The sequence below is a fragment of the Streptomyces sp. CoH27 genome (genome assembly GCF_020181035.1).
Taxonomy (GTDB): domain Bacteria; phylum Actinomycetota; class Actinomycetes; order Streptomycetales; family Streptomycetaceae; genus Streptomyces; species Streptomyces camelliae.
Window position 1 is genome coordinate 116801 of record NZ_JAIQYY010000008.1, and the last position, 11563, is coordinate 128363.

Below are 11563 nucleotides of genomic sequence, written 5' to 3' on the forward strand. Positions count from 1 at the left end.
TGGCGTGCCGCAGATCGAGGTCGCCTTCGACATCGACGCCAACGGCATCATGCACGTCTCGGCGAAGGACCTGGGCACCGGCAAGGAACAGAAGATGACCGTCACCGGCGGTTCCGCCCTGCCGAAGGACGACATCGACCGCATGGTCCGCGAGGCGGAGCAGCACGCGGAGGAGGACCGCAGGCGCCGGGAGGCGGCGGAGACCCGCAACCAGGCCGAGCAGCTGGTCTACTCGACGGAGAAGCTGATCCATGACAACACCGACAAGATCCCGGCGGACGCGAAGAGCGAGACCGAGGCGGCGCTGGCCGAGCTGAAGGAGAAGCTCAAGGGCGAGGACACCGCGGCGATCCGCCAGGCCATGGAGCGTGCGGCCGAGGCGGCTCAGAAGATCGGCACGGCACTGTACGAGCAGTCGCGCGCCGAGCAGCCCACGGGCGCGCAGGCTCCGGGCGCCTCGGGATCGGACGACGAGGTGGTGGACGCCGAGATCGTCGACGACGAGAAGGGGGAGGCGGGCTGACGATGGACAACGGCCGGCTGCAGAACACCGACCCCGACCGGCTGCGGCGTCTGCTGGAGGAACGCACGGAGGACCTGCAGCGGGTGAAGGCCGAGTACGACAACTACCGCAAGCGGGTGCGCCGGGACCGTATGGCCGTAGGTCAGATCGCCGTGGCGAACGTCCTGCGCGCCCTGCTGCCCGTCCTGGACGCCGTCGACCGCACCTGCGCGCACGAGCCCATGACCCCGGGACTGAAGGAGATCACGGACACGCTCCGGACCCAGCTGGGACGCCTGGGCCTGGAGGCGTTCGGCCAGGAAGGCGACCTCTTCGACCCCGCCCGGCACGAGGCTGTGGTCCATCACGTCTCCCCGAACACCGACCGGCTGATCTGCACGGAGATCCTGCGCCCCGGCTACCGGCTCGGTGACCAACTCCTGCGTCCGGCCCACGTCGAGGTCACCGGGCCGCCCCCGCCCGCGAGGAACCTGGCCGCGGGACGCGGCGAAGCACCCGCGACAACGCGGAACAAGCGGAACAAGAGGACGAAAAACCCACTCCCCCAGTCCGGCCCGCCGCGTGGATGAATCGGGCGCCGTCGTCCCGGCGTGCCCGCCCCCGACCCCCGATCTGATCCGGCGGCCATTGCCCGAAGACGGACCTGCTCAGCAGCCCCATGCAGCGCGCTTGCAGTCGTGTCCACCGCTCGTCCACCGGACGAGGTCCGAGCCCCGCACACCGGCGGCGAGCCAGGGCCGAGCAAGGTTACGACAAGGCAAAAGCCCCAGGTCAGCAGCGCGCGACCTGGGGCTTTTTCGGAGCCGCCTTCGGGATTCGAACCCGAGACCTACGCATTACGAGTGCGTTGCTCTGGCCATCTGAGCTAAGGCGGCGCGCCGTTCGCATTATGGTGCGATCGGCAACGTCGGTAAGTCTACACAGTTTTCCGGGGTGCTCTGACCATGCCCCGGAGAGGCGGGCTCCGGGGCCGGGCGCAGGGGCTGTGAGCAGGGCTTTCCCGGGGCTAGGAGCAGCGCTTGCCGACGCTTGGCGGGGTGCCGTTCAGCAGGTAGGTGTTGATCGCGGTGTCGATGCAGGTGCTGCCGCGCCCGTAGGCGGTGTGGCCGTCGCCGACGTAGGTCAGCAGGCGCGCCGAGGACAGCTGGCGGGACAGGGACTGGGCCCAGCGGTAGGGGGTCGCCGGGTCGCGGGTGGTGCCGACCACGACGATCGGGGCGGCGCCCTTCGCCTCGATGCGATGCGCCGAACCGGTGGCCCTCACCGGCCAGTACGTGCAGCTCAGCGCGGCCCAGGCCAGGTAGTCGCCGAAGACCGGGGACGCCTTCTCGAACGCGGGCAGGGCCCGCTCCACCTGCTCGGGGCCGGTGAAGGCGGGCGGCAGGTCCAGGCAGTTCACGGCGGCGTTGGCCATCATCAGGTTGCTGTAGCGGCCGCTCGCGTCACGTTCGTAGTAGCTGTCGGAGAGCGCGAGCAGGCCCGCGCCGTCGTGCTCCTTCATCGCCGAGGTCAGCGCCTCGCGCAGTTGCTCCCACTCCGCCTGGTCGTACATCGCCGCGATCACCCCGGTCGTGGCCAGCGACTCGCCAAGCTTGCGGCCGTCCGCGTCGCCCGTCGCGATCGGGTGCGCGTCCACCTCGCGGAAGAACGCCTTGAGGTGGTCGCCGACCTGCGCGGGCGTCGTGCCCCTGCCGCCGAGCGGGCAGTCGGCGCGCCGTACGCAGTCCTTCGCGAACGCCTGGAACGCCGTCTCGAAGCCGGAAGTCTGGTCCAGGTTCAGCGTGCGGGCGTCGATGGAGGGGTCCATCGCGCCGTCCAGGACCATCCGGCCGACCCGGTCGGGAAACAGGCCCGCGTACGTCGCGCCGAGGAACGTGCCGTACGACGCCCCCACATAGTTCAGTTTCCGATCACCCAGCACCGCCCGCAGGATGTCCATGTCCCGCGCCGCCTCGACGGTGGAGACATGCCGCAGCAGCCGCGCCGAGTGCGCCCCGCAGCTCTCGTCGAACGTCTTGTCCGCCGCGACCAGCGCGTTCCGCTCCTGCTGATCGTCGGGCGTCATGTCCGTCTGCGTGTACATGTCCATCTGCCGGCCGTCGAGGCACTCCACAGGCTCGCTGCGGGCGACGCCCCGCGGATCCATCGCGACCATGTCGTAGCGGGCGCGGACATCCGCCGGATAGCCGACGCCCGCGTAACTCTGCAGGTAATCGACCGCCGAGCCGCCCGGACCGCCCGGGTTGACCAGCAGCGAACCGATCGGCTGGCCCGTACCGGTGGCCTTCTTGCGGGCGACGGCGAGCCGGACGTCGCCCGCGCCGGGCTTGCCGTAGTCCAGCGGGGCCGTCATCGTCGCGCACTGGAAACCGGGGGTGCCGCAGCTGCGCCAGCGCAACCGCTGGGTGTAGTACGACGACAATGCCGACGGTGTCGACCGCGGCAACGCGGCCAGGGCCGCCTCCGCCGTGTCTCCGGCCGAGGTGGTCGAGCTCCCGGGAGAGCAGGCGGACACGAGCAGGGCGGCGGCCGCGAGAAGGCCGGCGGTGAGGCGGGCCGTCGCCCGGGGGCGGGCGCCCCGGGTCCGGCGGGGGGATGGCAGGGATGGCCTGGTGTACATCAGGCGAGCGTAACGTTGTGCGATGAGTTGAGTACGGTGCGTGGGCGATGATGTGCTCGTACGAGGGACACCGGTGGGGGTGTGGCGCCTTGGAGACTCCTCACCCCGCCCGCAGTGCCATCGTCATCGCCTCCACCGCCAGCAGTGGGGCCACATTGCGGTCCAGGGCCTCGCGGCAGGCGGCGATGGCCTCGATGCGGCGGAGGGTGGACTCGGGGCTGCTGCCGCGGGCGAGGCGGTCCAGGGCGTCCTCGGCGTCCGCGTTAGCGATCGCCACGCGGGAGCCGAGCTGGAGGGCGAGGACGTCGCGGTAGAACGCGGTGAGGTCGCCGAGGGCGATGTCGAGGCTGTCGCGCTGCGTGCGGGTTCTGCGGCGCTTCTGCATGTCCTCCAGGTCTTTCATCACACCCGCCGTACCGCGCGGCAGCCGGCCTCCCTGGACCGCGCCCAGCGCCGCCTTCAGCTCCTCGGTCTCCTTGCCGTCCATCTCCTCGGCGAGCTGCTTGGCGTCCTCGGCCGCCGCGTCGACCAGCTCCTGGGCCGCCTTGAGACAGGCGCCGACCTCGTCGAGGCGCAGGGGCAGCTTCAGCACGGCGGCGCGGCGCTCACGGGCCGCCGGGTCCGTGGCCAGGCGGCGGGCGCGGTCGACGTGGCCCTGGGTGGCCCGGGCGGCGGCGGCCGCGACCGGGGGCTCGACGCCGTCGCGCCGTACGAGCATGTCGGCGACCGCGTCGACGGACGGCGTACGCAGGTTCAGGTGGCGGCAGCGGGAGCGGATCGTCGGCAGGACGTCCTCGATGGAGGGGGCGCACAGCAGCCAGACCGTGCGCGGGGCGGGCTCCTCGACGGCCTTGAGGACGGCGTTGGCGGACTTCTCGTTCAGCCGCTCGGCGTCCTCGACCAGGATGATCTGCCAGCGGCCGTTCGCCGGCGAGGTGAACGACTTGCGGACCGTGTCCCGCATGTCCTTGACCAGGATCTCGGCGCCGACCGCGGCCACCGTGGCGACGTCCGCGTGCGTGCCGAGCAGCGCGGTGTGGCAGCCGTCGCAGAAGCCGCAGCCGGGGGAGCCGCCGAGGGCGCGGTCGGGGCTCACGCACTGCAGGGCCGCGGCGAAGGCCCTCGCCACCTGGTTCCGGCCCGCGCCGGGCGGGCCCGTGAACAGCCAGGCGTGGGTCATCTTCGACGTCTCGGGCAGCGGCTGGTCCGCCGCGGCGGCGGTGACGAGGGCGTCGGCGTCCCGCGCGGCGGCGTCGAGCACCGCGCTCACCTTCTCCTGCCCGACGAGGTCGTCCCATACGGTCATGGGTCACACCGCCCTTTCGTCACACTTCGCGTTCCTGCCCTCCATTGTGGGGGCGGGCACTGACAGCGCCGTCCGAGAGCCGTCACCGACGGCCGGAAAGGCAGGGAAAAGCAGCGAAAGGCGAGGGCGGCGCCGGTCGTCCTCCGACCCGCACCGCCCTGTGCTCCGCCGCCCAGCAGGGGCGCGCACTCGCCGTACCCCGCAGGCACCTGCCGTCAGCCGCGCCGCCCCCGGCCCCTGCGGCCCTGCTCCTCGTCCTGGTCGCCGTAGTCCCGCTCGTCGTACGACCCCAGCAGTTCGTCCGCCAGCGACGGCAGGTCGTCCAGCGGGGTCTCCTCGGCCCAGTCGGGGCGCGGCCGGCGCCGCGGGGTGCCGTCGGCGCCGAGCTGGGGCATCTCGCGGGTGCGGTCCTCGGAGCCGTCGGGGCGCGCGGCCGGGCGCTCGTCCCGGAAGAAGCCGGACGGCACCCGGTCCGCCGGGGCGTCCCCCGGCACGGGCGGTACGTCGCCTCGTACGGGCGGCACGTCACCCCGGACGGGCGGCAGTACGGCCGTCTCGTCGGCCGCGCCCGGAGGCACCGGCGGCAGTACGGCCGTCTCCTCGGGGGAGATCTGCGGCAGGACCGCCGTTTCGTCCGCCGTGCCCGGAACCACCGGAGACTGCGGCAGCTCGGCCGTCACCTCGGCGTCGGGGCCGGACCCGGGCTCGCGCGCGGGACGGGCGTCCCGCGCGGACGTCTCCGCCCGCCCATCGGTTTCCCGAGCCTCCTCGTCGGCCCCGGCGCCGTCCTCGCGTACCGGACGCAGGACGGCCGTCTGCTCGGCGTCCCGCTCGTCCTTCCCGAGCGACACGACCGGCGTCGGGACGGTCTCCTCGGTGCTGCGCGGGTCCGGCGACACGACCGGGGTGGGGACCGTCGACGCCTCGGGCAGGACACCCGGCGCGGCCGGCAGGGGGGTGCTGGACCGGCGGGCCGCCGTGTCGGCCGCCGCCGCGGCCTCGGCCGCCTGCCGCCGGGCCTCCTCGGCACGCAGCAGCGCCTCCTCGGCCTTGCGCTGCTTCTCCAGCCGACGCGCCTCCTCCTCGGCACGCAGCCGGGCCTGCCGGGCCTCCTCCTCGGCGCGCAGCCGGGCCTCCTCCTCGGCCTGCCTGCGGCGCCGCTCCTCCTCGGCCCTGCGGCGGGCCTCCTCCTCGGCGCGGGCCTTCTCCTCGGCGAGCAGCCGCTGCCGCTCCTCCTCGGCGCGCCGGGCGGCCTCCTCGGCCCGCTGCCGGGCCTCCTCCGCCTGCCGTTCGGCCTCGCGGCGCTGCGCCTCCTCCAGCTCGCGGCGCTTGCGCTCCTCCTCCTCGGCACGGAGCTTGGCGAGCTGCTCCTGGCGCTCGCGCTCCAGGCGCTCCTCCTCGGCCTTGCGGGCGGCCTCTTCCTCGGCCTTGCGGCGGGCCTCCTCCTCGGCCTTCTTCCGCGCCTCCTCCTGGGCCTTGATCTCGGCCTCGGACAGCGGCAGCACGGTGTCGAGCCGGTGCCGGATCACCGTGGTGACGGCCTCGGGCTCCTGGCCGGCGTCCACCACCAGGTAGCGGCCGGGGTCGGCGGCGGCCAGCGTGAGGAAACCGGACCGCACGCGCGCGTGGAACTCCGCCGGCTCCGACTCCAGCCGGTCCGGCGCCTCCGTGAACCGCTCCCGGGCGGTCTCCGGGGAGACGTCGAGCAGGACGGTGAGGTGCGGGACGAGTCCATTGGTCGCCCAGCGGTTGATGCGGGCGATCTCGGTCGGGGACAGGTCGCGGCCGGCGCCCTGGTAGGCGACGGACGAGTCGATGTAGCGGTCGGAGATGACGACCGCGCCGCGCTCCAGGGCGGGGCGTACGACGGTGTCGACGTGCTCGGCACGGTCGGCGGCGTACAGCAGCGCCTCCGCGCGGTGCGACAGGCCTGCCGAGGACACGTCCAGCAGGATCGAGCGCAGCCGCTTGCCGACGGGCGTGGCGCCGGGCTCGCGGGTGAGCACGACCTCGTGGCCCTTGGCCCGGATCCACTCGGCGAGGGCCTCGGCCTGGGTGGACTTGCCGGCGCCGTCGCCGCCCTCCAGGGCGATGAAGAAGCCGGTCCCGGCCGGGGCCTCGACGGGGTCGTCGCCGCCGAGCAGCGCGTCCTTGAGGTCCTGGCGCAGCGGGATGCCGGAACGGTCGTCGACCTTGGCGAGCACCAGCGCGGCCACCGGCAGCAGCAGCGCGCCGACCAGCATCAGCGTGAAGGAGGCGCCGCCGTGCGCGAAGACGAACCGGCCGTTCTCCAGGCGGTGCCGGCCGATGAGCCCGGCGACCACGGGCGCGATCAGGACGCCGAGCGCTATGCAGACGCGGACCACCGCGTGCAGATGCTCGGTGACGCGCGCGCGGCGGAAGTCCTCGGTCTCCTGGTCGAGCAGGGCGTGCCCGGTGTTCGCGGCCACGCCCGCGGTGACACCGGCGATCGTGACGATCAGCAGCACCGTGGTGACGTCCGGGACCAGGCCCGCGGCCAGCAGGGCGATGCCGGTGAAGGCGATCGCGAGGGCGAGGAGCCTGCGGCGCGAGAGCGAGGGCAGCAGCGCGGGAGCCGTACGGATGCCGACGGCGACGCCGCCGGTCAGGCCGAGGACCAGCAGGCCGTACAGGACCGGGCCGCCGCCCAGGTCGGCGGCGTGCAGCACGCACACCGAGACGGCGGCGGCGATCGCGCCCGCGACGGCGGCGCAGGCCGGGACGAGCAGCGGGATGGCGCCCGTACGGCCCTTGTCCACGCCGGTGCCGGTGCGCGGGCGGCGCAGGCCCTCCAGCGGGGACCGCGCGCGCGGGGTGCGCACGGCGGGCAGTTCGAGAGAGGTCAGCACGGACAGGGAGGCGGCGAACAGGCCCGCCGCGACATACGACCCGAGGGCCGCGTGGTGCTGGTCGAACCAGGCCACGCCGGTGCCCAGCAGGTTGTTGAGCAGCCCGGCGACGACCAGCGCTGCGGCGGCCAACGGGACGGCCAGGAAGCTGGTGCGCAGCGAAAGGCGGCGCAGGGCGTCCATGTGGTCCGGCAGCGGCCGTACGGTGGCGCCTTCCGGGGGCGGGCCGGGCAGCAGGGCGGGGGCCGCGCTTTCCCGGCACACCGTCCACAGGCGCTCGGCGACGCCGGTGACGAAGGCGGTGACGAGCAGGACCGCCAGGGCGTTGTCCGGCGTCCAGTCGATCCACAGGGGCGCGACGATCAGCAGCAGGGCGCGCAGGGCGTCGGCGCCGACCATGGTCCAGCGCCGGTCGAGCGGGCCTTCCTGGGCGGTGAGCGAGGTCAGCGGGCCGAGCAGGACGGCGCCGAAGAGCAGCGTGGCGAGCACACGCACCGCGAAGACCGTCGCCACTGCGAACGCCACGCCCCGGTACCCGCCGCCGAAGGAGCCCTGGGCAATCGCCGCCTGCAGGACGAGGACGACCAGGACGAGGAGGGCGAGGGCATCGCCGGCACCGCCCACCAGGTGCGCGCTCCACAGGCGCCGCAGCTCCGGGCGGCGCAGCAGGGAGCGGACGGCGCGCTCGCGGGAGTCCGCGACCAGGGCGTCGTCCGGGGCTGTGGTGGGGGCCGTTGGCTGCTCGGCTCGCGTCATGCGTTCAGCCTATCGGCAGCCACCGACAGCACACGTCGCTCTCCTGGCATGCGCACGCCCCGACACCAAAGTGATGCCGAGGCGTGTGCGTTGCGAAGCCGAACAGGAGCGCGAAGAACTCGGTCCTCCGCGCCGGAATCAGTCCTCCGCGCCGGAAGCCGACGCCTTGGCGGCGGTCGTCTTCTTGGCGGTCGTCTTCTTGGCCGCCGTGGTCTTCTTCGCGGCCGCGGTCGTCTTCTTCGCCGCCGTCTTCTTGGCCGCGGTCTTCTTCGCCGGGGCCGTCTTCTTGGCCACCGTCTTCTTCGCGGTCTTCTTGGCGGGCCCCTTCGCGCGCTTCTCGGCGAGCAGCTCGAAGCCGCGCTCCGGGGTGATCGTCTCGACGCTGTCGCCGGAGCGGAGGGTCGCGTTGGTCTCGCCGTCGGTGACGTACGGACCGAAGCGGCCGTCCTTGACCACGACCGGCTTGCCGGAGACCGGGTCCTCGCCCAGCTCCTTCAGCGGCGGCTTGGCGGCGGCGCGGCCACGCTGCTTGGGCTGGGCGTAGATCGCCAGCGCCTCCTCCAGCGTGATCGTGAAGAGCTGGTCCTCGGACTGCAGTGAGCGCGAGTCCGTGCCCTTCTTCAGATACGGGCCGTAGCGGCCGTTCTGCGCGGTGATCTCCTGGCCCTCGGCGTCGGTGCCGACGACGCGCGGCAGCGACATCAGCTTGAGCGCGTCGTCGAGCGTCACCGTGTCGAGCGACATCGACTTGAAGAGGGAGGCCGTGCGCGGCTTCACCGCGTTCTTGCCGGTCTTCGGGGTGCCCTCGGGGAGGATCTCGGTGACGTACGGGCCGTAGCGACCGGCCTTGGCAACGATCTGGTGGCCCGTGGCCGGGTCGGCGCCCAGCTCGAAGTCGCCGCTCGGCTTGGCCAGCAGCTCCTCGGCCAGCTCCACGGACAGCTCGTCCGGCGCCAGGTCGTCCGGGATGTCGGCGCGCTGGTGCTCCTCGGTGTCCTTCTCGCCGCGCTCGATGTACGGGCCGTAGCGGCCGACGCGGAGCACGATGCCGTTGCCCACCGGGAACGACGACACCTCGCGCGCGTCGATCGCGCCCAGGTCGGTGACGAGCTCCTTGAGGCCGCCGAGGTGGTCCCCGTCGCCGTTGCCGGCCTCGGCCGCCCCGCCGTGACCTGTGCCCTCGCCGAAGTAGAACCTCTTCAGCCACGGCACGGCCTGCGCCTGACCAGCCGCGATGCGGTCGAGGTCGTCCTCCATCTTGGCGGTGAAGTCGTAGTCGACGAGCCGCCCGAAGTGCTTCTCCAGGAGGTTGACCACGGCGAAGGACAGGAAGGACGGCACCAGGGCCGTGCCCTTCTTGAAGACGTAGCCGCGGTCGAGGATCGTGCCGATGATCGACGCGTACGTCGACGGGCGGCCGATCTCGCGCTCTTCCAGCTCCTTGACCAGGGAGGCCTCGGTGTAGCGGGCCGGGGGCTTGGTGGCGTGGCCGTCGACCGTGATCTCCTCGGCGGACAGCGCGTCGCCCTCGGCGACCTGCGGCAGCCGGCGCTCGCGGTCGTCCAGCTCGGCGTTCGGGTCGTCGGCACCCTCGACGTAGGCCTTCAGGAAGCCGTGGAAGGTGATCGTCTTGCCGGAGGCGCTGAACTCGACGTCCCGGCCGTCGGCGGCGGCGCCACCGATCTTGACGGTCACGCTGTTGCCGGTCGCGTCCTTCATCTGGGAGGCGACGGTCCGCTTCCAGATCAGCTCGTAGAGCTTGAACTGGTCTCCGGTCAGGCCGGTCTCGGCGGGCGTGCGGAAACGATCACCCGAGGGGCGGATCGCCTCGTGGGCCTCCTGCGCGTTCTTGACCTTCGCGGCGTAGGTGCGCGGCTGCGGCGGGAGGTAGTCCGCGCCGTAGAGCTGCGTGACCTGCGCACGGGCCGCCGCGATCGCCGTGTCGCTCAGCGTCGTGGAGTCCGTACGCATGTACGTGATGTAGCCGTTCTCGTACAGCTTCTGGGCGACCTGCATCGTCGCCTTCGCGCCGAAGCCGAGCTTGCGGCTGGCCTCCTGCTGCAGCGTCGTCGTACGGAACGGGGCGTACGGCGAGCGGCGGTACGGCTTGGACTCGACCGAGCGCACGGAGAAGCGGGTGCTCTCCAGGGCGGCGGCGAGGGCGCGGGCGGTCGCCTCGTCGAGGTGGAGGGTGTTCTCGCTCTTGAGCTGTCCCAGGGAGTCGAAGTCGCGGCCCTGCGCGATCCGCCTGCCGTCGACGGTCTGGAGGCGGGCGACCAGCGACGACGGGTCCGACGGGTCTCCCGCGCGGCCGGTCGCGAAGGTGCCCGTCAGGTCCCAGTACTCGGCAGAACGAAAAGCGATGCGCTCGCGTTCCCGCTCCACGACGAGACGCGTCGCGACGGACTGGACGCGGCCGGCCGACAGCCGGGGCATGACCTTCTTCCACAGGACCGGCGAGACCTCGTAGCCGTAGAGACGGTCGAGGATGCGGCGGGTCTCCTGGGCGTCGACCAGCTTCTGGTTGAGCTGGCGCGGGTTGGCGACGGCCTCGCGGATCGCGTCCTTGGTGATCTCGTGGAAGACCATCCGCTTGACGGGGATCTTCGGCTTGAGGACCTCCTGGAGGTGCCAGGCGATCGCCTCGCCCTCCCGGTCCTCATCGGTGGCGAGGAAGAGCTCGTCGGAGTCCTTCAGCAGGTCCTTGAGCTTCTTGACCTGCGCCTTCTTGTCAGCGTTGATCACATAGATCGGCTGGAAGTCATGGTCTACGTCCACACCGAGGCGGCGGACCTCGCCGGTGTACTTCTCGGGCACCTCGGCGGCGCCGTTGGGGAGGTCGCGGATGTGCCCGACACTCGCTTCGACGACGTAGCCGGGGCCGAGGTAGCCCTTGATCGTCTTCGCCTTGGCAGGCGACTCGACGATGACGAGTCGGCGGCCGCCCTGTGCGGTCTCGCTGGTCGGGGACAACTTCGCTCTTCTCTCCGGTCGACGCTGTGGCCTCCCCAGGGCCTTCGTCCCGGGGTCGCGGCGTACTGCTGGCACGTGTGACGCTGCGGAGTGTGACGGTACATCCCGCCCCCGTGTCAAACGGGAAAAGCCCACAACGGCCACTCGAACGGTAACCCGACTACCGCCATTCCTGCCGCCCGGAGTGCCTGGAGGTCCCACGCGCCTGTCCGGAGCGTGACGCTCCCCTTACTCCCGCGACACGCCCGGCGAGGCGCGCCCGCCGACGTCAGAGGCAGGTCAGGCAGTACACACCGAGTGCCAGCGCGGCCGTCCCGGCCACCGTCGCGAGGGTGGCCGATGCGACTTGGTTCACACCCTGGGCCACCGGCTCGCGGCGCCGGACGCGGGCGCCGGTCCAGGCCAGCAGGGCGCCCCCGAACAGGGCGAACACCACTCCCGCGAAGATCGCCGGCCCGCTCTCCATCCCCCGCGCTCCCCTTCTCCGCCGTCCGGCTCCGTCCAGCGCGGGGAGG

General features: G+C 72.6%; 7 protein-coding genes and 1 tRNA gene. 2 read left to right on the forward strand and 6 right to left on the reverse strand.

All coding sequences use genetic code 11. The annotated features are described in order from the left end of the window. Both LE548_RS14695 and grpE read left to right on the forward strand, forming a co-directional pair. Window positions 1-523, forward strand: a 523-nt coding sequence (locus LE548_RS14695; RefSeq protein WP_225097269.1) for an Hsp70 family protein, incomplete at its 5' end; no start/stop codon positions are given. A gap of 2 nt (window positions 524-525) precedes the next feature. After that, window positions 526-1092: a nucleotide exchange factor GrpE gene (gene grpE, locus LE548_RS14700; RefSeq protein WP_225097270.1), complete on the forward strand. Its 567-nt coding sequence runs from the start codon at window positions 526-528 to the stop codon at window positions 1090-1092. A gap of 232 nt (window positions 1093-1324) precedes the next feature. Here the strand turns inward: grpE and LE548_RS14705 are convergent. The 6 genes from LE548_RS14705 to LE548_RS14730 all read right to left on the reverse strand — a co-directional run bounded on the left by LE548_RS14705 (window position 1325) and on the right by LE548_RS14730 (window position 11514). Further along, window positions 1325-1398: transfer RNA gene (locus LE548_RS14705), tRNA-Thr, on the reverse strand. Window positions 1399-1529: 131 nt separating this feature from the next. Beyond that, window positions 1530-3143, reverse strand: coding sequence for an alpha/beta hydrolase (locus LE548_RS14710; RefSeq protein ID WP_225097271.1), 1614 nt, complete (start codon window positions 3141-3143; stop codon window positions 1530-1532). 100 nt (window positions 3144-3243) lie between these two features. Beyond that, complete coding sequence (locus LE548_RS14715) at window positions 3244-4449, reverse strand: DNA polymerase III subunit delta' (protein WP_225097272.1); 1206 nt, start codon at window positions 4447-4449, stop codon at window positions 3244-3246. 215 nt (window positions 4450-4664) lie between these two features. Continuing rightward, complete coding sequence (gene tmk / locus LE548_RS14720; protein ID WP_225097273.1) at window positions 4665-8075, reverse strand: dTMP kinase; 3411 nt, start codon at window positions 8073-8075, stop codon at window positions 4665-4667. A gap of 138 nt (window positions 8076-8213) precedes the next feature. Continuing rightward, window positions 8214-11048 carry a type I DNA topoisomerase gene (gene topA, locus LE548_RS14725; RefSeq protein WP_225097274.1) on the reverse strand — a complete coding sequence of 945 codons (2835 nt, stop codon included), beginning with the start codon at window positions 11046-11048 and terminating at the stop codon, window positions 8214-8216. A gap of 268 nt (window positions 11049-11316) precedes the next feature. Beyond that, on the reverse strand, window positions 11317-11514 hold the full coding sequence (locus LE548_RS14730; RefSeq protein ID WP_225097275.1) for a hypothetical protein: 198 nt from the start codon (window positions 11512-11514) through the stop codon (window positions 11317-11319). Window positions 11515-11563 lie beyond the last annotated feature (49 nt).